The sequence below is a fragment of the Pseudomonas oryzae genome (assembly GCF_900104805.1).
GTDB lineage: Bacteria > Pseudomonadota > Gammaproteobacteria > Pseudomonadales > Pseudomonadaceae > Geopseudomonas > Geopseudomonas oryzae.
In genome coordinates this window covers 3304841-3328650 of record NZ_LT629751.1, presented here as the reverse complement: position 1 = coordinate 3328650, position 23810 = coordinate 3304841, and the positions used below count along the sequence as shown (strand labels likewise).

Here is a 23810-nt window from a genome sequence, read left to right as displayed (position 1 = left end):
CGTCCCATCGGTAGAAGATCGCTGCGCGAGTCTTCTAGCCTACGAAGGCCCACCATTGGCAGGCGCGCCGCGTGCTCAGTGCGCCGCCATCACCACCTTCAGCACCCTCTTGAAGGTTTCCAGGTCCTCGGCGCCGACCCCGGCGAACACCGCCTCCTGCTGGCGTCGCGAGATGTCCCACAGCGCCTCGGTCTGTGCGCGGCCGGCGTCGGTCAGCTCGTGGCCGGCGGCGCTCTCGGCGACCAGGCCCTTGCGCCGCAGGTTGGTCAGCGCCTCGACGATCTCGCGGGTCGGCATCGCCACCTCGCGCTGCAGGTCGACCAGGTCGAGCCGCGCGCTGTCCTCCAGCACCATCAGCATGCGCGCCTCGCTGGTGCTCAGGCCGGTGATCAGCTGCTTGGGTGCGTAGCTGGCCTGGTAGGCGTTCACCGCCTGGATCATCAGGTAGTACAGGTTGCCCATCAGCCGACCGTGCATGGTTCCCGGCGTGGCCGCCGCCTCGCTCCTGCGCGGCGCGCGCGGGTGGGGCAGGACCATCGAGTAGGCGCCCTGGTGGTAGAGCAGCGGCGAGCGGCCGAAATCGTCGAAGGCCACCACCCTGCCGATCAGGATCCAGTGGTCGCCGCCGTCCACCTCCACGTGGCGCTCGCACTGGAAGCGCGCCGCGCAGTCGGGCAGCAGCGGCGCGCCGCCGAGGCCCGGCTCGACAGCGACGCCGGCGAACTTGTCCTCCTGCGGGCGGGCGAAGTGGTTGGACAGCTCGATCTGGTCGGCGGCGAGGATGTTCACCGCGAAGTGGCTGGCGGCGGCGAACACCGCATGGCTGGCCGAGCGCTTGTCGATGCTCCAGAGGATCAGCGGCGGGTCGAGCGACACCGAGTTGAAGCTGTTGGCGGTGACCCCGGCCTGCTCGCCGGACGGCGCGCGCGCGGTGACGATGGTGACGCCGGTGGCGAAGTTGCCGAGGGCGCGGCGGAACGCGCGGGGATCCAGACCGCTGTCGGGACTGCTGCTCATGGCGAAGGCTCCACTGGTGACGCCGGCGGCGGGGAGCCCGGCTGGGCTCCCGTTTTCCAGTCTAGTGGGCGCTACGTGGCTCGCTAGCACCGCCCTGCGGCAGCAGGCGCGCCGCCACCTCGCGCAGCGGGGCGAGCTGGCGGCACAGCAGGGCCAGCTCGGTGCGCAGCAGGCGCTGGCGCTCGTCGGCCTCTTCCGGCAGCTGCTCCAGCTCGCGGGCCAGCAGTTCCTCGTCGCGCGCCGGCGTCTCCGGCGGCTGGCGCCGGGCGAGGCGCTCGGCGATCGCCTCGAGGCTCTCGGCCAGGTAGTCGGCGGCGTGCTCGATGAGGCCGCCGCGCAGTTCGGCCGGCAGCGCGGCGCGGTGCGCGCCGAGCGCGGACAGGTAGCTGAGCAGGGTGTGCGACAGCACCAGGCAGCGGAAGCCGACGTCGGCCTCGCGGCGGAAGTGCCCCGGTTCGAGCAGCATGTTGGCCAGGCTGGCGGCGAGCGCAGCGTCGGCGTTGTGCGCGTTGCGCCGCGCCAGCCGGTAGGCGAGGTCGTCGCGCTTGCCGCTGGCGTACTGCTGGATGATCTGTCGCAGGTAGCGGGCATGGCAGCTCAGGGTGTTGGCCACCACGCTGGGCAGGCGGCGGCCCTGCCAGTCGGGGAGGATGAGGAACACGGCGAGGCCGGCGATCAGGCTGCCGAGCAGGGTGTCGACCAGCCGTGGCCAGATCAGCCCGTAGCCGTTGCCGACCTGGTTGAAGCAGAACAGCACCATCAGGGTGATCGCCGCGGTGGCCAGGGTGTAGCGCGTGCTGCGGCTGGCGAAGAACACAACCCCGGCGGCCACGGCGATCAGCGACTGCACCACGGCGCCGGGGAACAGGTCGAACAGCGCCCAGCCGGCGAGCAGGCCGAGCACGGTGCCGGCGATGCGCTGGACCAGCTTGGTGCGCGTGGCGCCGTAGCTCGGCTGGCAGACGAACACCGTGGTGAGCAGGATCCAGTAGCCCTGGCTGGGATGGATCCAGTGCAGCACCCCGTAGCCGGCGGCCAGCGCCACCGCCAGGCGCAGAGCGTGGCGGAACAGCAGGGAGGTGGGGGTGAGCTGCTGGCGCAGACGCTCGCCGACCTCGCGCAGGCTGTGCGGCGCGCGGTCGTGCAGGGTGCTGTCCTGCTCGTCGGCCAGTGCGTCGGGGTTGCGCGCCGCGCTGAGCAGCTGCTCGAGGTTGCCCAGGTTGTTGGCCAGCGCGCGCAGCGAGCGCAGCAGGCCGCGCCACTGCGGGTTGTGCTGCCCCTGCAGGTGGGCCAGCGAGGCTTCCAGGTCGGCCAATGCCTGGGCACTGGCCTGTTCGTAGGCGAACGGCTGGCGCAGCTCGATGGCCTGGGCCAGCGCCCGGCAGGCCTTGCCCTGCTGCTGCAGCAGCAGCTGGCAGCGGAACAGCACGTCGCTGTGGAAGAACGCCTCGGCCAGCGCGTTGTACGGGTAGTGCGAGGAGCTGGCGCGCTCGTGGATGTCCTGGGCGAGGAAGTACAGCTTCAGGTAGCGGTTCAGCTGCGGGCTCGGCCGGCCCTTGCCGACGCGGTGCAGGATGATCTCCTTGGCGGCGTTGAGCGCGCTCACCAGCTTGCCGTTCTGCTGCGCCAGGGCCAGGCGGCGCGCCTCGACGTCGAGCTCGCGCAGCGGCTCGAACAGCGCGGCCTTGAGGCGCAGGTACATCCCCAGCTCGCGGAACACCCGGGCCAGCGCCTGCTGCACCGGTTGCTGGCTGAACAGCGCCTGCCAGAGCACCGAGAGCAGGCCGTACCAGGCCGCGCCGGCGACCAGCAGCAGCGGCTCGCGCCACAGGTCGACCACCTCGCCGCCGCGCTGGTCGACGCCGATCATGGTGTAGATGGACAGGATCAGGGTGGCCGAGGCGATGGTGCCGTAACGTTCGCCGAGCGCGCCGAGCATGGTCAGGGCGAAGGCCGACAGCGCCAGGGCGGCGACGAACAGCCAGGGGTAGGGGAACAGCAGCTCGACGGCGAAGGCCGCCGCGGCGAAGCACGCCAGGGTGGCCAGCAGCGCCTGCAGGCGGCCCTGCCAGCTGTCGTCGGTCTCGGCCAGGGCGCTGGCGATGATGCCGAGGAACAGCGGGATGAGCAGCTCCATGCGCCCCTGCTGCCAGCTCAGCGCCATGCTGCCGGCGAAGGCGATCAGCACGCGCAGGCTGTAGCTGAACTTGTCCAGCGCCCACAGGCGGCGCAGGGATTGGCGGAGCGAGGGATTGGGCATGGGCGGTCGGCGGCTGGAGGAAAGGGGGCGCACGGCAAGGCGCATTGTAGACGCAGGCTCGGCGCTGCCGGGAGAGGTGGGCGCGGGCCCTGGCGCGCATCGGCTCGAGTCCGCGCGGTAACCGCACCGAAAACGGGATCTTTCCGCCACCGGCGCACCGTTTTGGTTCGATGTGCCGGCGGCGCGAGTGCGTCGTCGGGGCACGGCCGGGCGCTGGCGGAGACCGCTGCCTGCCTGGGCCGAGGCTCTGCGTCGCGGCTTGGGCAGCGGTTACGCCGGCTCATGGCAAGGCTGGCACGGAATCTGCTGAGGTGTGCTCAGCATCTGCCACCCAGGCGTGGCAGACCGTCCAGAATGGTCAATGGCGACCATCGCGCCCCAGGCGCAGGACCGGTGAGCCGGGCAGCGTTGCCAGGCACTCACCGCACAAGGAATACCAGGCAAAGGCGCCTGGAGCCGCTCGACGGCTCCAGGCGCTTTTTTTTTGCGGTTTTTTGCCCCTCCTGCCGGGCAGTGGCTTCGATCGAGGTACGGGTTATGAGCTCCAGTGACTTTTCCAGCAGCAAAGCGAATCTGGTCATCGTCGGCAACGGCATGGTTGGCCATCACTGTGTCGAGCAACTGGTCGGCAAGGGGGCGCTGGCGAGCTTCGAGGTCCACGTGTTCGGCGAGGAGCGCCAGCGCGCCTACGACCGCGTGCACCTGTCCGAATACTTCGGCGGCCGCGATGCCGAGTCGCTGGCCCTGTGCGCGGCCGACTACTACGCCAGCCACGGCGTGCAGGCGCACCTCGGCGTGCAGGTGCTGGAGATCGACCGCGAGCGCAAGGAAGTGGTGACCAGCGCCGGGCGCCAGGCCTACGACCAGCTGATCCTGGCCACCGGCTCCTATCCCTTCGTGCCGCCGATTCCGGGCGCCGAGGGCGACTCGCGACTGGTCTACCGCACCCTCGAGGACCTCGACGCGATCCGCGCCGCCGCGGCCAACGCCCGCCGCGGCGTGGTGGTCGGCGGCGGCCTGCTCGGCCTGGAGGCGGCCAACGCGCTGAAATCCCTCGGCCTCGAGGCCCACGTGGTGGAATTCGCCCCGCGCCTGATGCCGGTGCAGCTGGACGCCGAGGGCGGTGCCGCGTTGCGCGCGCAGATCGAGGCCCTGGGCGTCGGCGTGCACCTGTCGCGTGCCACCCGGGAAATCGTCGCCGGCGAAGACTATCGCTACCGGATGAACTTCGAGGACGGCGAGTTCCTCGAGACCGACCTGATCGTGTTCTCCGCCGGCATCCGCCCGCAGGACGCCCTCGGCCGCAGCGCCGGCCTGGAAATCGCGCCGCGCGGCGGCGTGGTGATCGACGGCCAGTGCAAGACCTCAGATCCGGCGATCTACGCCATCGGCGAGTGCGCGTCGTGGAACGGCAGCGTGTTCGGCCTGGTCGCCCCCGGCTACGGCATGGCGCGCGGCGTGGCCGCGCAGCTGGCCGGCGAGCCGCACGAGGCGTTCAGCGGCGCCGACATGTCGACCAAGCTCAAGCTGCTCGGCGTCGACGTCGGCTCCATCGGCGACGCCCACGGCGCCACCCCGGGCGCCAAGAGCTACCGCTTCATCGACGAGGCCAACGCCGCCTACCGCCGCCTGGTGGTCTCCGCCGACGGCAAGCGGGTGCTCGGCGCGGTGCTGGTCGGCGACAACAGCTACTACGACACCCTGCTGCAGTACGCGCAGAACGGCATCAAGCTGCCGGCCGACCCGGCCGGGCTGATCCTGCCGCTGTCCGACGGTGCCCCGGCGCTGGGCGCCGACGCGCTGCCGGACACCGCGACCATCTGCTCCTGCCACAACGTCACCAAGGGCGCGGTGTGCTGCGCGGTGGACGCCGGCATCACCGACCTGGGCGAGCTCAAGGCGCAGACCAAGGCCGCCACCGGCTGTGGCGGCTGCAGCGCGCTGCTCAAGCAGGTGTTCGAGCACGAGCTCGCCGCCCGCGGCGTGGCCGTCGACAAGAGCCTGTGCGAACACTTCGCCCACACCCGCCAGGAGCTGTACGCCATCGTCCGCGTCGAGGGCATCCGCAGTTTCGACGAGCTCTTGGCCAAGCACGGCCGCGGCCACGTCGGCTGCGACATCTGCAAGCCGGCGGTCGGCTCGATTCTCGCCTCGTGCTGGAACCAGCCGATCACCGATCCGTTGCTGATCCCGCTGCAGGACACCAACGACACCTTCATGGCCAACATGCAGAAGAACGGCACCTACTCGATCGTGCCGCGCATCGCCGGCGGCGAGATCACCCCGGACAGGCTGATCGCCCTGGGCGCCGTGGCCAAGAAGTACGACCTCTACACCAAGATCACCGGCGGCCAGCGCATCGACCTGTTCGGCGCCCAGCTGCACCAGCTGCCGGACATCTGGGGCGAGCTGATCGAAGCCGGCTTCGAGACCGGCCACGCCTACGGCAAGTCCCTGCGCACGGTGAAGTCCTGCGTCGGCAGCACCTGGTGCCGCTACGGCGTGCAGGACAGCGTGGCCATGGCCCTGCACCTGGAGAACCGCTACAAGGGCCTGCGCTCGCCGCACAAGATCAAGTTCGCCGTCTCCGGCTGCACCCGCGAGTGCGCCGAGGCGCAGAGCAAGGACGTCGGCGTGATCGCCACCGACAAGGGCTGGAACCTCTACCTATGCGGCAACGGCGGCATGCGCCCGCGCCACGCCGAGCTGTTCGCCACCGACCTCGACGACGAAACCCTGGTCCGCTACATCGACCGCTTCCTGATGTTCTACGTGCAGACCGCCGACAAGCTGCAGCGCACCTCGGTATGGCGCGAGAGCCTGGAGGGCGGTCTCGACTACCTCAAGGAAGTCATCATCGGCGACAGCCTGGGCCTCGCCGCCGAGCTGGAAAGCCAGATGCAGCACGTCGTCGACAGCTACGAGTGCGAATGGGCCAACGCCATCGCCGACCCGGAGAAGCTCAAGCGCTTCCGCACCTTCGTCAACGACGGCCGCGGCGACCCGGACATCCACTTCGTCCGCGAGCGCGAGCAGCGCCGTCCGGCCCGCGCCAATGAACTCCACCTGATCCCCGTTGCCGAGGAGGCAGTCTGATGAGCCAGTCCAACGCCGTACGCAAGGAATCCCTGGGCCGCGTCATCCACTGGCGCGCGCTGTGCAGCAGCCACGACCTGGTGGCCAACTCCGGGGTGGTCGCCTGGCACGAGGGCGCCCAGGTGGCGCTGTTCCACCTGCCCGACGCCGCCAACGGCAAGACCCTCTACGCCATCGCCAACAAGGACCCCAGGTCGGGCGCCAACGTCATCGGCCGTGGCATCGTCGGCAGTCTCAAGGGCGAACTGGTGATCGCCTCGCCGCTGTACAAGCAGCACTTCCGCCTCGAGGACGGCGCCTGCCTGGAGTACCCCGAGCAGCGCCTGCAGGTCTGGCCGGTGCGCCTGAACGGCGACGCGGTGGAGATCGGCGTGGAGTGACCTCCGCCCGGCTCGCGCGCTTCGTGCCCACGTTTTCCCGCAACAAGGAATAGAGCGATGTCCTATCTCGTCCCCGCCGAGTTCGTCACCAAGATGGTCGACGCCGGCGAATCCAAGATCTTCATGTCCGCCCGCGACACCCTGATCCGCGCCTTCATGGCCGGCGCCATCCTGGCGCTGGCCGCGGTGTTCGCGGTTTCCGTCTCGGTGCAGACCGGTTCGCCACTGGTGGGGGCGATGCTGTTCCCGGTCGGCTTCGTGATGCTCTACCTGATGGGCTTCGACCTGCTCACCGGGGTGTTCATGCTCACCCCGCTGGCCCTGCTCGACAGACGCCCGGGGGTGACCGTCGGCGGCATGCTGCGCAACTGGGGCCTGGTGTTCGCCGGCAACTTCGCCGGTGCGCTGACGGTGGCGGTGATGATGGCCTTCGTCTTCACCTACGGCTTCTCCACCGCTCCGGGGCCGATCGGCGAGAAGATCTCGCACATCGGCGAGGCGCGCACCCTCGGCTACGCCGAGTACGGCGCGGCGGGCTGGGCGACCATCTTCCTGCGCGGCATGCTGTGCAACTGGATGGTATCGATGGGCGTGGTCGGCGCGATGATCTCCACCAGCGTCAGCGGCAAGACCATCGCCATGTGGATGCCGATCATGCTGTTCTTCTTCATGGGCTTCGAGCACTCGGTGGTGAACATGTTCCTGTTCCCCTCGGCGATGATCATGGGCGGCAACTTCTCGGTCATGGACTACATGATCTGGAACGAGATCCCCACCGCGCTGGGCAACCTGGTGGGCGGCCTGGCCTTCACCGGCCTGACCCTGTACGCCACCCACGTGCGCACCGCGCCGAAACGCGCCCTGTCCTGAGCGCCGGGCGCGCGCCCTCTCGCCCATGTCCAGCCAACTGCAGGTGTCGCTCGGCCAGCACAGCGACAAGGGGCGCAAGGCGGTCAACCAGGACTTCCACGGCGCCTGCATTCCGCAGCAGCCGCAACTGGCGAGCAAGGGCGTCGCCATCGCCCTGGCCGACGGCATCAGCAGCAGTGCGGTCGGCCACGTCGCCAGCGAAACCGCCGTGGCCGGCTTCCTCGCCGACTACTTCTGCACCCCGGATGCCTGGTCGGTGAAGACCTCGGCGCAGCGGGTGCTGGTGGCGACCAATGCCTGGCTGCACGCGCAGACCCGGCAGAGCCAGTACCGCTACGACCTCGACCGCGGCTACGTGTGCACCTTCAGCGCGCTGGTGCTGAAGTCGGCCACGGCGCACCTGTTCCACGTCGGCGATGCGCGCATCTACCGCCTGCGCGGCGCCGACCTCGAACAGCTCACCGAGGATCACCGGGTGCGGCTGGGCGGCGACAGGAGCTACCTGGGCCGCGCCCTGGGCATCAATCCGCAGCTCGAGATCGACTACCGGACGCTGCCGCTGGAGGCCGGCGACCTGTACCTGCTCGCCACCGATGGGGTGTACGAACATGCCAGCGCCGCCAGCATGGTCGCCGCCATCGGGCGCTGCGGCGACGACCTGGATGCGGCGGCGCGCGCCATCGTCGCCGAGGCCTGGACCCGGGGCAGCACGGACAACCTCACCGTGCAGATCGTCCGCGTCGAGGCGCTGCCGGCCCGCGAAGTCGGCGAACTGCAGCGCCAGGCCGCCGAGCTGGCGCTGCCGCCGCTGCTGGCGGCGCGCATGCGCTTCGACGGCTACACCATCGTCCGCGAGCTGCACGCCAGCAGTCGCAGCCACGTCTACCTGGCCGTCGACGACGAGAGCGCAGCGCCGGTGGTGCTCAAGATCCCCTCGCTCGACCGGCGCCAGGACCCGCAGTACCTGGAGCGCTTCCTGTGCGAGGAGTGGATCGCCCGGCGCATCGACAGCGCGCACGTGCTCAGGCCCTGCGTGCCGGCGCGCCAGCGCAACTATCTGTACACCGTCAGCGAGTTCGTCGACGGCCAGACCCTGCGCCAGTGGATGATCGACCATCCCGCGCCGGACCTGGAGACGGTGCGCGGCATCGTCGAGCAGATCGCCCGGGGCCTGCGCGCCTTCCATCGCCTGGAAATGCTCCATCAGGACCTGCGCCCGGACAACATCCTGATCGACCGCACCGGCACGGTGAAGATCATCGACTTCGGCGCCACGCGCGTCGCCGGCATCGTCGACAGCGCCCCGCCCGGCACCGCTGACGAGCTGCTCGGCACGGCGCAGTACACCGCGCCGGAGTACTTCCTCGGCGAGCGCGGCACGGAGCGCTCGGACCTGTTCGCGCTGGGCGTCATCGCCTACCAGCTGCTCAGCGGCCGGCTGCCCTACGGCGCCGAGGTGGCGAAGTGCCGCACTCGGGCCGCGCAACGCAAGCTGGTCTACCGCTCGGTGCGCGCCGAAGGTCGGGAGATCCCCGCCTGGATCGACGAGGTGCTGCGCAAGGCGGTCCACCCGGATCCGCGGCAGCGCCATGCGGAGTTGTCCGAACTGCTGTTCGACCTGCGCCAGCCCGGCCGCGCGTACCTCGAGCGCAGCCGCCCGCCGCTGCTGGAGCGCAACCCGCTGCTGTTCTGGCAAGGCCTGTGTTTCGGCCTGGCCGTGCTGGTGCTGGTGCTGCTGATCGAGTGACGCCGGGCATGGCGCCGGGCGCTCGCCGAGCGGCGCGATGGACCGTCCGGCGCCGGCGGGCCTGCTCCCGCCGGGTCTCGACTATCCTTTCCCTGACTTCACCTGGATGCTCCGGGGTAAGGCCATGCCATTTCTCGCTCGTTGCCTGCGTCTGGCCTGGGCCGCGCTGGCGCTGGCGGCCTTGCCGATACTGGCGGCGCCGGCGCCGGTGGTGGTGCTGAGCGTCGAAGGCGCCATCGGGCCGGCCAGCGCCGACTATCTGGTGCGCGGCCTGACGCGGGCGCGTGCTGACGGGGCGCAGCTCGCCGTGCTGGTGATCGATACCCCCGGCGGGCTGGACACCTCTATGCGCGACATCATCAAGGCGATCCTCGCCAGCCCGCTGCCGGTGGCCAGCTTCGTGGCGCCGAGCGGTGCGCGGGCGGCCAGCGCCGGCACCTATATCCTCTACGCCAGCCACATCGCCGCCATGGCGCCAGGCACCAACCTGGGCGCCGCCACGCCGGTGCAGATCGGCGGCATGCCCGGCGCACCGCCGGCGCCCGATCAGGGCAAGCAGGAGGAGGGCGAGCGCCCCGGCGACGTGCTCAGCCGCAAGCAGGTCAACGATGCGGCGGCCTACATCCGCAGCCTGGCCGCGCTGCGCGGGCGCAACGCCGAATGGGCCGAGCAGGCGGTGCGCGAGTCGGCCAGCCTGGCCGCCGAGGAGGCGCTGCGCCTCAAGGTGATCGACTACCTGGCCGCCGACCTGGCGGACCTGCTGCGTCAGCTCGACGGCAAGGCGGTCGTCGCCGCCGGCCAGACGCTGGTCCTGCACACCGCCGGCGCCGAAGTGCTGCAGCGCCAGCCGGACTGGCGCGCCCGTCTGCTGGCGGTGATCACCAACCCCAGCGTGGCGCTGATCCTGATGATGCTCGGCATCTACGGGCTGTTCTTCGAGTTCTCCAACCCCGGCCTCGGCGTCGGCGGGGTGCTCGGCGCCATCTGCCTGATCCTCGCCCTGTACGCCCTGCAGCTGCTGCCGGTGAGCTACGCCGGCATGGCGCTGATCCTGCTCGGCGTCGCCTTCATGGCCGCAGAGGCCTTCCTGCCCAGCTTCGGCGTGCTCGGCATCGGCGGGGTGGTGGCCTTCGTGGTCGGCGCGCTGATCCTGATCGACACCGAGGTGCCCGGCTTCGGCATCCCACTGGCGCTGATCCTCAGCCTGGCCATCGCCAGCGCGCTGCTGATCGCCGCGCTGCTCGGCATGGCGCTCAGGGCGCGTCGTCGCGCCCCGGTGGCCGGGGATGCCGGGCTGGTCGGCAGCCTGGCCAGGGTCACGCGGGTCGCGGCGGAGGATCCCCATTGCGGCTGGGTGCAGCTGCAGGGCGAACACTGGCAGGTGCGCAGCGCACTGGCGCTGCAGCCCGGCCAGCAGGTGCGGGTCACGGCCCGCCACGGTGTGCTGCTGGAGGTCACGGCGGCACAGACGGCGACAGCCCAAGGAGGCTGAGATGGTTGGTTTCGAACTGAGTTTCGCGGCGTTGCTGGCCGTGCTGATCGGCCTGCTGGCCTCGGCGTTCCGCATCCTGCGCGAGTACGAGCGCGGCGTGGTGTTCATGCTCGGGCGCTTCTGGAAGGTCAAGGGGCCGGGGCTGATCGTGGTGGTGCCGGGCGTGCAGCAGATGGTGCGCGTCGATCTGCGCACCATAGTGCTGGACGTGCCGACCCAGGACGTGATCTCCCGCGACAACGTGTCGGTGAAGGTCAACGCGGTGGTCTACTACCGGGTGCTCGACCCGCAGAAGGCGATCATCCAGGTCGAGGATTTCCAGGCGGCCACCAGCCAGCTGGCGCAGACCACCCTGCGCGCGGTGCTCGGCAAGCACGAGTTGGACGACATGCTCGCCGAGCGCGAGCGTCTCAACGCCGACATCCAGCAGGTGCTCGACGCGCAGACCGACGCCTGGGGCATCAAGGTGGCCAACGTCGAGATCAAGCACGTCGATCTCGACGAGTCGATGGTGCGCGCCATCGCCAAGCAGGCCGAAGCCGAGCGTGAGCGGCGCGCCAAGGTGATCCACGCCGAGGGCGAGCTGCAGGCCTCGGAGAAGCTGATGCAGGCGGCCGCGATGCTCGCCCGGCAGAGCGGCGCCCTGCAGCTGCGCTACATGCAGACCCTGGGCAGTATCGCCGGCGACAAGAGTTCGACCATCGTCTTTCCGCTGCCGATCGACCTGCTGCAGGGGCTGGGCGGGCGCGGCGGCAAGCAGGACTGAGTCACCGCTCCGGCGCCTCCTGCGCCTCGCCCTGCGGCTGGCGGCCGAGGCGGATGCAGTTGCGGCCGGCGGCCTTGGCCTGGTACATGGCCAGGTCGGCCTCGCGCAGCAGGTCTTCGCCGCTGCCGCCATTGGGGCCGAAGCTGATGCCGATGCTGGCGCCGATGTGGATCTCCTTGCCGAGCATGCTGTACGTCTGGCCGAGGATGTCGAGGATGCGCGCGGCCAGCGCCTCGGCCTGCGCCGGACTGCCGATGCTCTCGCAGATCAGCACGAACTCGTCGCCGCCCAGGCGCGCCACCAGGTCGGTGGCGCGCGCGCTGGCTTGCAGGCGGCGCGCCACCTGGACCAGCAGCAGGTCGCCGGCCTCGTGGCCGTAGCTGTCGTTGACCGGCTTGAAGCCGTCGAGGTCGAGCAGGATCACGGCGAGCAGCTCGCGGCGGCGCCGGGCGCGCTGCCAGGCCTGCTCGAGGTGCTGGCGCAGGGCGGTGCGGTTGGCCAGGCCGGTGAGCGGATCCTTCAGCGCCAGTTCGCGCAGGTGCTCGTTGGCGGCGGCCAGCGCCTCGGTGCGTTCGGCCACGCGCTGCTCGAGCAGCCGCTCCTGCTCCTGCAGGGCCTGCAGGCTGTTGCGCTGGGCGGCCAGCGCCATGGCCTGGGCGGCCACCTTGAGGCGTTTCATCTCGTTGAGCCGCGCCGCCAGGCCGAAGGACAGCAGCAGCATGGCGAGCATCGAGGCGATCTGCAGCGCGTTGACGGTGAGGGCGTTGGACGGCAGCACGCCGTAGTTGCGCAGCGCCAGCAACAGCGCGCCGCTCAGCAGCAGCAGACAGGCGGTGGCATACAGCGGCGCGGTGGGTAGCCGGCGGCGCAGGCAGTCGATGGCGCAGGCCAGCAGCAGGAGCAGGTTGGCGACCCCGCTCAGGGCCAGCAGTTGCAGCATCGGGGTCAGCGGCAGCAGCAGGGTGGCGAGGGTGACGACCAGCTGCACGGCGACGGCCACGCCGAGCAGGCGATCCCAGGCCCGGGTGTAGCGGGCGGTATCCAGGAAGCTGCGCGAGAGCAGGGCCGCGCTGGCATGGGTCATGGCCAGGCAGAAGGGCAGCACGCGGTTGCCCCACTGGCCGCCCTGCGGCCACAGGTACTGCGCGCCGAAGCCGGAGAAGCCGAGCATGCTGGCGGCGAAGCTGATGGCGAACACCACGAAGATCAGGAAGCTGCTGTCGCGCAGGGTGATGAACAGCAGCAGGTTGTAGCTGGCCAGCGCCAGCAGCACGCCGAAGTACAGCGCTTCGAGCATGGCGGCGAGCTGGCTGTGCTCGGCGAAGCTGGCCGCGCTCCACAGGCGCGCATCCAGGGTCAGGCTGCCGGCCGAGCGCACGCGGAAGTACAGGGTGCGCTGCTCGCCGGGGGCGAGGCTCACGGCGAACAGCGGGGCATGGTGCATCAGGCTGCGCTGGCCGAGGGGCAGGGTGTCGCCGGCGACCTGCCGCTGCACGCCGTCGCTGCCGACGCTGAACAGCTCGACGAGATCCAGCGGCGGATAGCCGAACTCGATGCGCCAGTCGCCCTCGCGCTCGGCGGGCGCGCGCAGGGCCAGACGCAGCCAGACGGCATCGCTGCTGTAGCCGAGGCTGAGGTCGTTGCGCCGGCGGCTGGGGACGAAGTCCGCGGCCCGTTCCGCCAGTTGCGCGACGTCCAGACGGGCGCCGGGATCGCGCAGCAGGCTGAAGTGGCCGTGCAGCTCCATGCCCTGCTCGCGGCCGTCGAGCTGCACGGGGGCCGCCGCGTCCTGCGCGCGCAGCGGCGGCGACAGCAGGACGAGCAGCAGGAGCAGGGTGAGCAGTAGCCGCGAGGGCGCATGGGCGAGGGCGCAGGTCGTCCCCCGCAGCGTCCCCTGGGCGCTCCGGCCGGATGCAGGCTGCATGAGTTAATCCGCGAGTTCCGTGACAGTCCCCGCGTCTCCGCGCCGGGCAGGTATGGGCAGGGTGCCGCTGAGGGCACGGTGCCATACACCAACTCTAGTCACTGCGTGCGGTTCTCGCCGGCAATGTTGCGCGGATTGCCAAGTGTTCGCCGGGGCCGGTCTGCACCGGCCGGCGGGTCAGAGAATGCGGGCCTTGAAGTGGCGCCCCTTGACCTTGCGCTCGCTGAGCCGCTGCAGCGCGGTCCTGGCCTGCTCGCGCTCCACCGCCACGTAGGCGTTGAAGTCGTAGAGGGCGATCTTGCCGATGGCGCTGCCCGGCAGGCCGCCGTCGCCGGTGAGGGCGCCGAGGATGTCGCCGGGGCGCAGCTTGTCCTTGCGCCCGCCGTTGATGCACAGGGTGGTCATCGGCGGCAGCAGGCGCTCGCCTTCGCGGACCTTGAGCAGCTCGAGGTTGCCCCACTGCAACGGCTCGCCTTGCTGCGCCTCGATGGCGCTGGCGCGGCCGGCCTCGCTCGGCGCCACCAGCGACAGCGCCAGGCCCTTGGCCCCGGCGCGGCCACTGCGGCCGATGCGGTGCACGTGCACCGCCGGATCGCGCGGCAGCTCCAGGTTGATCACCGCCTCCAGGCCGTCGATGTCCAAGCCGCGGGCGGCCACGTCGGTGGCCACCAGCACGCAGCAGCTCTGGTTGGCGAACATCGCCAGCACCTGGTCGCGCTCGCGCTGCTCGAGGTCGCCGTGCAGGGCCAGCGCGGAGATCTTGCGCGCGTTGAGCATGGCGGCCAGCTCCTGACACTGCGCCTTGGTCTGGCAGAACACCACGCTGGAGGCCGGGCGGAAGTGCAGCAGCAGGCGCGCCACCGCTTCCAGGCGCTGCCCGGGATCGACCTCGTAGAAGCGCTGCTCGATCACGCTCTGGTCGTGCAGGCCTTCCACCTCGATGCGCTGCGGCTGGCGCAGGAAGCGCGCGGCCAGCTGCTCGATGCCCTCGGGGTAGGTGGCGGAGAACAGCAGGGTCTGCCGGCGGCTCGGCGTCTGCTCGATGATCGCGCTGATCGCGTCGACGAAGCCCATGTCGAGCATGCGGTCGGCCTCGTCGAGGACCAGATGGTTGACGCCGTCGAGCTTGAGGCTGCCGCGGTTGAGGTGTTCGAGCACGCGGCCCGGGGTGCCGACCACGATGTGCGCGCCGTGCTCCAGCGAGCCGATCTGCGGGCCGAACGGCACGCCGCCGCACAGGGTGAGCACCTTGATGTTGTTCAGGCCGCGCGCCAGCAGGCGGATCTCCTTGGCCACCTGATCGGCCAGTTCGCGGGTCGGGCACAGCACCAGCGCCTGGCAGCCGAAGTAGCGCGGGTTGAGCGGGGCGAGCAGGCCGAGGGCGAAGGCGCAGGTCTTGCCACTGCCGGTCTTGGCCTGGGCGATCAGGTCCTGGCCGGCGAGGATGACCGGCAGGCTGCGCGCCTGGATCGGCGTCATCTGGCTGTAGCCGATGGCGTCCAGACTGGCGATGAGGCTGGCAGGCAGCGGAAGGGTGGAGAAGGCGTCGGTCACGGCGTCTGGCCTGCGTGGAAACAAGGCCGCACAGTCTAACAGGTTGGCCTGTTGCTGCCGCGGCCATGCGCTTGGCCGCCGCGCTGCCGTAATGGGGCGTCGGTCAAGGCCGCGCAGCGGTCGCGCAGTTGGGCTGCCGCCAGTCGAGCGTCTGTTGCTGTGGCGCCGGGGTATTCAGTTGCAGGCGGAAATATTTATTTCTGCGCGGAATGATTGCCGTGGATAGCGGACTTTTTCACGGCGCTAATTGATCGTTAGAGATTGGCAGGGAGTCTGCGATGAAGCCCAGTGCAGTCTGGATATATCCGTTGAGTCTCGAATCACATCGCCTTGTTATTCATGTGGGAATGAGTGGCTGCCGTTCGTTGTCCTTGCTTTGCCGGCGCGCTGCAGCGACTCGGCGAGCGGTGGGCCGAGATCGGCGCGGGCGTCTGCAAGCATGCAACAGAGACTTGCCGCTGCAGCTGGCATGGCGTGTTCGCGCGGGCCTGGCCGGACCTGTCGAGGGCGGCCAGCCGACCCCGCGGAGCGGCCGGGAAGCGTCTGGGACGGCCGTCAGACTAAAGTCGGGGGTTACTTTGGGTACGCCCCCTTTGTTAGATTCAGGATGTGGTTCTTTCACCCGCAATAAAAACAATACGGAGAAAGGCGATGGCAGACGATAAAAGCAATTCTGCTGCGTACTGGAAGGCGAACGTTCGCCTTATCACCTGGAGCCTGGTGGTCTGGGCTCTGGTTTCATATGGTTTCGGTATTATTCTACGCCCGATGCTGATGGGTATTTCAGTCGGCGGTGCGGACCTCGGTTTCTGGTTCGCTCAGCAGGGATCCATCATCACGTTCATCGCGATCATCTTCCACTACGCGTGGCGGCTGAACAAGCTGGACAAAGAATTCGGCGTCGAGGAGTAAACCAGCATGAGCCAATTTGTAATCAACATGCTGTTCGTAGGGGCGTCCTTCGCTCTCTACTTCGGTATCGCGGTCTGGGCTCGCGCCGGATCGACCAAGGAGTTCTACGTCGCCGGCGGTGGCGTGCATCCGGTGACCAACGGTATGGCCACTGCGGCCGACTGGATGTCCGCGGCCTCCTTCATCTCCATGGCCGGCCTGATCGCTGCCGGCGGCTACTCCACCTCGGTCTACCTGATGGGCTGGACCGGCGGTTACGTGCTGCTGGCCATGCTGCTGGCTCCCTACCTGCGCAAGTTCGGCAAGTTCACCGTACCGGACTTCATCGGTGACCGCTTCTACAGCCGTGGCGCGCGCCTGGTCGCCGTGATCAGCCTGCTGCTGATCTCCCTGACCTACGTGATCGGCCAGATGGCCGGTGCCGGTATCGCCTTCTCCCGCTTCCTCGAAGTGAGCAACTCGGCCGGTATCTGGATCGCCGCTGCCGTGGTGTTCGCCTACGCGGTATTCGGCGGCATGAAGGGCATCACCTATACCCAGGTGGCCCAGTACGTGGTGCTGATCATCGCCTACACCATCCCGGCTGTGTTCATCGCCTTCCAGCTGACCGGCAACCCGATCCCGTCGCTGGGCATGATCGGTACCCACGCCGAGTCCGGCATGCCGCTGCTGGCCAAGCTGGACGCCGTGGTCACCGATCTGGGCTTCGCAGCCTACACCGCCGATGCCAGCAACAAGCTGAACATGATCCTGTTCACCCTGTCGCTGATGATCGGTACCGCCGGTCTGCCGCACGTCATCATCCGCTTCTTCACCGTGCCGAAGGTCGCCGATGCCCGCTGGTCCGCCGGCTGGACCCTGATCTTCATCGCCCTGCTGTACCTCACCGCTCCGGCCGTGGCCTCCATGGCGCGCCTGAACCTGATGACCACCGTCTATCCGGAAGGTACTTCGGCTCCGGCTCTGGCCTATGAAGAGCGTCCGCAGTGGGTGAAGACCTGGGAAGAAACCGGTCTGATCAAGTGGGAAGACAAGAACAGCGATGGCCGCGTGCAGTTCTACAACGACGCCAACGCCACCTTCGCTTCCACCACCGCCAAGGAGCGTGGCTGGAACGGCAACGAGCTGACCGTCAACAACGACATCATCGTGCTGGCCAACCCGGAAATCGCCAACCTGCCGGGCTGGGTCATCGGTCTGATCGCTGCGGGCGCCATCGCTGCTGCGCTGTCCACCGCTGCCGGTCTGCTGCTGGCCATCTCTTCCGCCGTGAGTCATGACCTGATCAAGACCCTGATCAATCCGAAGATCAGCGAGAAGAGCGAAATGAAGGCCGCACGGATCTCCATGGCGGTATCGATCCTGCTGGCCACCTGGCTGGGCCTGAATCCTCCGGGCTTCGCGGCACAGGTAGTGGCGCTGGCATTCGGTCTGGCGGCAGCGACGCTGTTCCCGGTCCTGATGATGGGTATCTTCTCCAAGCGCGTGAACGACAAGGGCGCCATCGCAGGCATGGTCGTAGGTCTGATCACCACCGTGATCTACATCTTCATGTACCTGGGCTGGTTCTTCATTCCGGGCACCGCGACCTTCGCCAACACTCCGGAAAACTGGCTGTTCGGTATCTCCCCGCAGGCCTTCGGTTCGGTGGGTGCGATCATCAACTTCGCCGTGGCCTACGCCGTGTCGCTGGCTACCGACGCTCCGCCGAAGGCAGTCCAGGATCTGGTGGAGAGCGTGCGTACTCCGAAGGGTGCTGGTGCCGCGCTGGATCACTAAGTGATAATTTGACCGGAACCCAGATCAGATAATCTGAGCCACGGTTGAAGCAAATATCGGGCTTCCATCTGGAAGCCCGATTTTTTTTGAGGAAGTTGCACATGATTTGGCACCTTGTTGCCGCGATAGTTGCTGCGCTGGGTGGTGCGGGAGTCGCACTGCTGCTGCGTTCGCTGACCCGCAAGCTGTTGCCGAAATGGATCATTCCGGTATTCGCCGGCGTCGGCATGCTCGCCTATACCATCCACTACGAATACACCTGGTTCGACTACACGCAGGCGCGCCTGCCGGAAGGATCCCTGGTCGTATCCAGCGAGAAGGGCGAGATGCTCTGGCGTCCCTGGACCGTGAAGTTCCCCATGCCGCTGGTGTATACGGTGCTCGATAGCGCCAATGCGCAGATCGCCGATACCGTTCAGGGACGTGTCGCCCGTTTCGTCCTCTACCGTTTCGAGAAGCAGCACCTGCTGTCCACCGTGAGCAGTGGCTCCTATCAACTGTTCTGCAATGAGCGGACGATGTTTCGCCTGAATGAGCAGGGCCAGGCCAAGTTCGAGTCGATGACCGAGCTGGCTGCGGATGCTCCGCTGTACCGGGCCGTGTGTGCCGGCAACGACTGATGCGCAGCGCCAGGGAAGCATCCCGTCGCGGCAGGGGGGCATGACCCGGTTCTGCCCGGCAGGAGGCAGCCCGCGTACTTCGTGTCTTTAATCGTGTTGATGCATCCGTTGCCGTGCGGATGTCGAGGGTGGGTAGAGTTTTCGCGGCGAGTGGCCTGGCTGGGAAGAATACGCAAAAAGGAGAGCTGGTCATGTCTGAGTCGTTCAGGATGGATAACCTGCCTTTCAGTCTGCTGGATGCGCGCGAGCAGGCCTTGATGAGCGACAGCCTCGAGCTTGCCGACTTCCGCACCGGCGAGGTGATCATCGAGGCGGGCAAGCCTCCGCTGGGCGTCTTCATCATTGCCCGCGGCCGGGTCGCGGAAAGCGATGTGGCCGAGCCGGATGCGCAGGGCAAGCCGCTGACCAGCCACGTCTTCGTGCATTACGAGGTCGAGGACTACTTCGGCGGCTGGTCGGCGATCAATGGCGTGGCGATCCACAACTTCGTCGCGGTCGAGGACACCACCTGCCATGTGCTGCCCACCCGGATCCTGCTGGAGCTGATGTCCAGCAACCCGCTGTTCGCCGACTACTTCCAGCAGAACCTGGCCGCCAAGCGGGAAATCGTCGCGCAGTACGGGCAGAGCCAGGACATGACCGAGTTCATGCTGGCCCGCATCAGCGACGGCATGGTCCGCGAGCCCCCGGTCGTGGCGGAGGGGACCAGCCTGCACGAGGCCACCCGCCTGATGCGTGCGATGAAGTCGGATTGCCTGCTGGCGAAGAAGGGCAACCGCTACGGCATGGTCACCAGAACGGACCTGCTCGACGCGGTGGTACTGAACGGCCTGCCACTGGAAACCGATGTCTGCGACATCGCCACCTACCGCCTGATCACGGCGGACCCCGAGGACTACCTGTTCAACGCGCTGATCCTGATGACCCAGCATCGGATCGAGCGGGTCGTTGTCCTGCGCGAAGACAACACGCTGGCCGGGGTCGTCGAGCTGACCGATGTGCTCAGCCACTTCTCCAGCCATTCCCACGTCATCGGCCTGCGCGTCGAGCGCGCCAATACCGTCGAGGAGCTGCGCGAGGCGGCGCTGGGGCTCACCGACCTGATCCGGGCGCTGATCTCCACCGGGGTGAAGATCCGCTTCACCATGGAGCTGCTGGCGGCCATGAATGGCCGGATCATCTCCCGGCTGTTCGACCTCATGATTCCCCAGGACATGCGCCCGCACGTGTGCCTGATCGTGATGGGCTCGGAAGGGCGCGGCGAGCAGATCATGAAGACCGATCAGGACAATGCGCTGCTGGTGCGCAACGGCCTGGAGTGGCCCGGGATGATGGACACCCTGCGCCGCTTCAGCGAGACCCTGATCAGCTTCGGCTTCCCGCCCTGTCCCGGCAACATCATGGTGTCGAACCCGGAGTGGGTGAACTCCATGGATGAGTGGACGCACAAGCTGCGGCACTGGAGCCAGAGCTACGACGGTCTGGCGGTGATGAATCTGGCCATCGCCGTGGACAGCAAGCCGATCGCCGGCAACATCGCCCTGTTCAAGGTGGCGAGGAATGCCTTCCTGCGCAGCGTGCAGAGCAACGACATCTTCTTCTCCCACTTCGCCAGGGCCGCGCTGAACTTCGATACGCCGCTGACCATCTTCGGCAACCTGAAGGACAAGGAGCAGCTGGACATCAAGAAGGGCGGCATCTTCCCCATCGTCCATGGGGTGAGAACCATGGCGCTGGAGCAGCGCATCCTGGAAACCAACACCTTCAAGCGCATCGAGGCACTGGTGGCGATGGGCAAGATGGACAAGGCGATGGGCGAGAACCTCGGCGAGGCCCTGTCGATCTTCATCCAGCTACGCCTCACTCAGCAGATCCAGCGTGCCGAAGCCCGTGACGGCGGTCTGGACAAGACCCCCAATACCCTCGATCTGCAGCAGCTGAACAAGCTGGAGCGCGACCTGCTGCGCGATGCCCTGCACATCGTGAAGGACTTCAAGAAGCAGTTCGCCATGCGCTACCACGTCAGTAGCTGAGCCTGATTCGCTTGCAGGGGCCAGCAAGCTGGCTCCTGCGGGGTGCGGGCGGCTCAGATCGAGTTGAGCGCCGCCTGGCGCGCACGCTGCCAACACCTGACCCGTTCGGCCAGCTCGTCGACCCGCTCGATGCCCATGCGCCGGGCGCGATTGAACAGGATCAGGGCGATTTCCGCGGTGGCCAGCGCATCCGCCGAGGCGTGATGGCGCTGGGCGATGTCGATGCCGAAGTAGTTCATCCAGTAATCCAGACTGCCGCGCCGGGTCAGCACTTCCGGGAACAGCATGGGCGCCAGGTCGGCGACGTCGAGGAACTGGTTTTCCAGGGTGTAGCCCAGCTCGTGCTTCAGCGCGCGGGCCAGCATGCGCTGGTCGAAGGGCGCGTGGAAGGCCAGCATCACGCTGTCGGCGGCGAACTCCATGAAGCTGAGCAGGGCCTCGACCGGCGGTTCGCCGCTGGCCAGCTCGCTGGGCGCGATGCCATGGATCAGCACGGCCTCGTTGACCTTGACCTGACGGCGCAGGGTGCACTCGAACTGCTGGGCCATGTCGATGGCGCCGTCCTCGATGGTCACCGCGCCGATCGAGATGACGATGTCGCGGTTGAGGTTGAGGCCGGTGGTTTCCAGGTCGAGCACCACGAAGCGCTGCCGGTGCAGCGGAGTGGCCAGGGAGGGCGGCGGCGGCAGCGCCTTCAGGCGCTGGCGCTGGGTGTCGTCGAGCGCCAGGTGGCGGCGCTGCAGCCGGGCGAACAGGGCTCGGATCAGGTTCATAGCTGGTAGCGCACGCTCAGGCTGTTCTGCAGGCGCTGGGCCTGGCGGAAGGACTCGCGCAGGATGCGCCGGTCCAGTTGATTGAGGGTGTCGGGGTCGAGGCGGTTGCTCAGCGGCTGGCCGGCCCGCTCCTGGCGCTGGTGCAGCTGCATGCGGGTCAGCTGGATGAAGTGATAGGCCTCCTCGTAGGCGGCGGCATCCTGTGCCTTGAGGATGCCGCGCGCGCCCAGCTGGCGCAGGCGCTCGAGGGTGTTGCACTCGTCGATGCCATGGGCCAGGGCGAGGATGCGCACGCCCTCGACGAAGGGCATCAGCCCCTCCACCTTGAGGTCCAGGGTGTCCTTGTCGGCGCCGCGGCTGGCGACGATGAAGTCGCGGAAGCGGCCGATGGGTGGCGGATGGCGCAGGGCGTTGGCCGCCATCATGTGCTGGAACAGGCTGTTGGCGGCGATCATCTCGAGCAGTGCCTCCTGCAGCTGCCGGCAGCCTTCGCCGGGCCCCCACACCGGTCGCAGGTCGAAGTAGATCGACGAGTGCATCAGGTTGTCGCGGGTCGGGCTCTGGATCATGCCGCTGAAACGCCGCAGCCATTCCTGGCGCGACAGGCACAGCTCCGGATTGCCGGCCATGATGTTGCCGTTGCACAGGGCGAAGCCGCAGCGATCCAGCGCCTCGTTGATCCGCTGCGCCAGCGGCAGCAGGCGCTGGCGGATCCGTTCGGCCTCCTCGGGGCTGGCGGCCTCGAACAGGATGCCGTTGTCCTGGTCGGTGAGCAGCGCCTGCTCGCGGCGCCCCTCGCTGCCGAACACCAGCCAGGTGAAGGGCACGCCGGGGTCGCCGTGCTCGGCGATCATCAGCTCGATGACCCGTGCCACGGTGTGGTCGTTGAGCAGGGTGATGATGTGGGTCAGCTGCTCGGTGTTGGCGCCGTGGGCGAGCATGTTGTCGACCAGGTGGGCGATCTCCTCGCGCAGCTCGACCAGGGCGTCGATCCGCGGAGCCGCGCTGATGGTGCGCGCCAGATGCACCAGGTCGACGCGCTGCAGGGAGAACAGGTCGCGCTCGGACAGCACGCCGACCAGCCGACCCATCTCCACCACGCAGATGTGGGCGATGCGCCGCTGGGTCATGGTCAGCGCCGCGTCGAAGGCGGTGGCGGTCGGCGGCAGGTGGATGGGATCGGGGGTCATCAGCTCGTCGAGCGGCTGCTGCAGGTCGCCGCTGCCGTCGGCGATCACCCGGCGCAGGTCGCGCAGGGTGAAGATGCCGATCGGATACTGGCTGTCGTCGACCATCACCAGGCTGCCGACGTGATGCTCGTGCATCAGCTTCACCGCATCGCGCAGGCTGATGCCGCTGCGGCAGGTCACCGGGTGGGCGGAGGCGAGGATGTTCAGCCGGGTTTCCAGCGAATACTGGGCGCCGAGGGTTTCCGCGGCCTGCAGCTGCACCTGCTGCTGCACCTGGCCGACCAGGCTGCTGACCCCGCGCAGGGCGAAGTCGCGGAAGGCGGCCGACTGGTTGTAGGTGTGGGTGAAGGCGGCGCGGCCGAGCTGCAGGCAGAAGGTGTCCTCGGCGGCGATGTAGTGGCTGCGCGTGGCCCGCTCGCTGACCATGGCCGCCACCGGGAAGCACTCGCCCGGGGCGATCTCCTGGGTGGTCTCCATGCCCTCGCCGTTCAGGGTCGGGCGCTGGCCGAGCACCAGCCCCTGCTTGACGATGTAGACGTGCTCGATCTTGCCGTCGCCGGGACCGACGATGGGGTCGCCGGCGGCGTAGAAGCGCAGACGGCACTGCTCGACCATCTGCGCCAGATGGCTGAGCTCCATCTGGTTGAACGGGGCGTAGCGCAGCAGGAAGTGCATGGTGCCCTGGATGTTCTGCAGCACGGCGGTCTTGCCGACGTCCGCGAATCCATCGTTCTTGCTCATCTCGTGTTTCTCCGGGGGAATCCTTGCATGATCCGCGCACAGGCCTGGTGCAGCCCCTGATCTGCGACAGGGTTGCTGCACTCAGGGTTGCGAGGCGATGGCCTTTTCCACCGCCGCCAGCAGCTGCGCATCGTCCGGCCCGGTGAAGCTGGAGAAGCTGGCCACCACCTTGCCCTGGCGGTCGATCACGTACTTGTAGAAGTTCCAGCGCGGCGGCCCGCTCTGCGCGGCGAGGTTGCGGAACAGCGGGATGGCATTCTCGCCGGTGACCGGCTGCGGCGCGGTCATGGTGAAAGTCACCCCGTGGTTGACGTAGCAGACGGTGGCGGTCTCCTCGAGGTCGTCGGCCTCCTGACGGAAGTCGTCGGAGGGCACGCCGAGGATCTCCAGGCCCTGGCCGCGGTAGCGCTGGTAGAGCGCCTCAAGGCCCTTGAACTGGCCGGTGAAGCCGCAGTGGCTGGCGGTGTTGACCACCAGCAGCGGCTTGCCGGCGAAGCGACACAGGTCGATGGCCTGCTTGCCGCGCAGTGCCGGCAGGCTGCCTTCCAGCAGCGGGCCGCAATCGGCGGCCTGGGCGGTGACGCCGGCGAACAGCAGAGGCAGGCCGAGCAGGGCACGTAAACGACGCATGGCAGATCTCCGAAGTGGGGGCTGTC

At 68.3% G+C, this 23810-nt stretch carries 17 protein-coding genes; 10 read left to right on the top strand and 7 right to left on the bottom strand.

Annotation, left to right across the window (positions count from 1 at the left end; translation table 11 throughout):
- Positions 1–75 precede the first annotated feature (75 nt).
- The gene (locus BLT78_RS14900) at positions 76–1017 is read right to left on the bottom strand and encodes a p-hydroxyphenylacetate 3-hydroxylase reductase component (RefSeq protein ID WP_090349757.1); all 942 of its coding nucleotides are present in this window, start codon (positions 1015–1017) and stop codon (positions 76–78) included.
- A 61-nt stretch (positions 1018–1078) separates the two neighbouring features.
- Entirely contained in the window at positions 1079–3277 is a 2199-nt protein-coding gene (yccS, locus tag BLT78_RS14895; protein WP_090349754.1) for a YccS family putative transporter, read from the bottom strand.
- Positions 3278–3814: 537 nt separating this feature from the next.
- On the opposite strand from yccS, the gene nirB reads away from it, so the two are divergent.
- From nirB to BLT78_RS14865, 6 genes are all read left to right on the top strand, one after another.
- Entirely contained in the window at positions 3815–6373 is a 2559-nt protein-coding gene (gene nirB / locus BLT78_RS14890; protein WP_090349752.1) for a nitrite reductase large subunit NirB, read from the top strand.
- Positions 6373–6753, top strand: a complete 381-nt coding sequence (nirD, locus tag BLT78_RS14885; RefSeq protein ID WP_090349749.1) for a nitrite reductase small subunit NirD — start codon at positions 6373–6375, stop codon at positions 6751–6753. Before nirB ends, nirD begins: the two co-directional genes overlap by 1 nt.
- A gap of 57 nt (positions 6754–6810) precedes the next feature.
- Positions 6811–7623 (top strand): formate/nitrite transporter family protein, encoded by an 813-nt coding sequence (locus tag BLT78_RS14880; RefSeq protein ID WP_090349747.1) that lies wholly within the window; start codon positions 6811–6813, stop codon positions 7621–7623.
- Between the two features lie 25 nt (positions 7624–7648).
- Entirely contained in the window at positions 7649–9370 is a 1722-nt protein-coding gene (locus BLT78_RS14875; protein ID WP_090349744.1) for a bifunctional protein-serine/threonine kinase/phosphatase, read from the top strand.
- 124 nt (positions 9371–9494) lie between these two features.
- Positions 9495–10862 (top strand): NfeD family protein, encoded by a 1368-nt coding sequence (locus BLT78_RS14870; protein WP_090352341.1) that lies wholly within the window; start codon positions 9495–9497, stop codon positions 10860–10862.
- Position 10863: 1 nt separating this feature from the next.
- A complete protein-coding gene (locus BLT78_RS14865; protein ID WP_090349742.1) occupies positions 10864–11628 on the top strand; it encodes a slipin family protein in 765 nt (254 codons plus the stop codon).
- Between the two features lies 1 nt (position 11629).
- Here the strand turns inward: BLT78_RS14865 and BLT78_RS14860 are convergent, their stop codons facing one another.
- Both BLT78_RS14860 and dbpA read right to left on the bottom strand, forming a co-directional pair.
- Positions 11630–13552, bottom strand: a complete 1923-nt coding sequence (locus tag BLT78_RS14860; protein ID WP_090349738.1) for a diguanylate cyclase — start codon at positions 13550–13552, stop codon at positions 11630–11632.
- A gap of 177 nt (positions 13553–13729) precedes the next feature.
- Positions 13730–15106 carry an ATP-dependent RNA helicase DbpA gene (gene dbpA, locus BLT78_RS14855; protein ID WP_090349737.1) on the bottom strand — a complete coding sequence of 459 codons (1377 nt, stop codon included), beginning with the start codon at positions 15104–15106 and terminating at the stop codon, positions 13730–13732.
- Between the two features lie 651 nt (positions 15107–15757).
- Between dbpA and BLT78_RS14850 the strand changes: the two genes are divergently transcribed.
- The 4 genes from BLT78_RS14850 (at position 15758) to BLT78_RS14835 (ending at position 20450) form a co-directional block, all read left to right on the top strand.
- Positions 15758–16018 (top strand): DUF4212 domain-containing protein, encoded by a 261-nt coding sequence (locus BLT78_RS14850; RefSeq protein WP_090349736.1) that lies wholly within the window; start codon positions 15758–15760, stop codon positions 16016–16018.
- Between the two features lie 6 nt (positions 16019–16024).
- A complete protein-coding gene (locus BLT78_RS14845; RefSeq protein WP_090349732.1) occupies positions 16025–17797 on the top strand; it encodes a sodium:solute symporter family protein in 1773 nt (590 codons plus the stop codon).
- 101 nt (positions 17798–17898) lie between these two features.
- Positions 17899–18417: a hypothetical protein gene (locus BLT78_RS14840; RefSeq protein ID WP_090349729.1), complete on the top strand. Its 519-nt coding sequence runs from the start codon at positions 17899–17901 to the stop codon at positions 18415–18417.
- Between the two features lie 191 nt (positions 18418–18608).
- Complete coding sequence (locus BLT78_RS14835) at positions 18609–20450, top strand: putative nucleotidyltransferase substrate binding domain-containing protein (RefSeq protein WP_090349725.1); 1842 nt, start codon at positions 18609–18611, stop codon at positions 20448–20450.
- Between the two features lie 53 nt (positions 20451–20503).
- Here the strand turns inward: BLT78_RS14835 and BLT78_RS14830 are convergent, their stop codons facing one another.
- The 3 genes from BLT78_RS14830 to BLT78_RS14820 all read right to left on the bottom strand — a co-directional run bounded on the left by BLT78_RS14830 (position 20504) and on the right by BLT78_RS14820 (position 23784).
- Entirely contained in the window at positions 20504–21223 is a 720-nt protein-coding gene (locus tag BLT78_RS14830) for a 3'-5' exonuclease (protein WP_090349722.1), read from the bottom strand.
- Positions 21220–23154, bottom strand: coding sequence for a putative nucleotidyltransferase substrate binding domain-containing protein (locus BLT78_RS14825; RefSeq protein ID WP_090349720.1), 1935 nt, complete (start codon positions 23152–23154; stop codon positions 21220–21222). Before BLT78_RS14825 ends, BLT78_RS14830 begins: the two co-directional genes overlap by 4 nt.
- An 81-nt stretch (positions 23155–23235) precedes the next feature.
- The gene (locus BLT78_RS14820; protein WP_090349717.1) at positions 23236–23784 is read right to left on the bottom strand and encodes a glutathione peroxidase; all 549 of its coding nucleotides are present in this window, start codon (positions 23782–23784) and stop codon (positions 23236–23238) included.
- Positions 23785–23810: the final 26 nt, after the last annotated feature.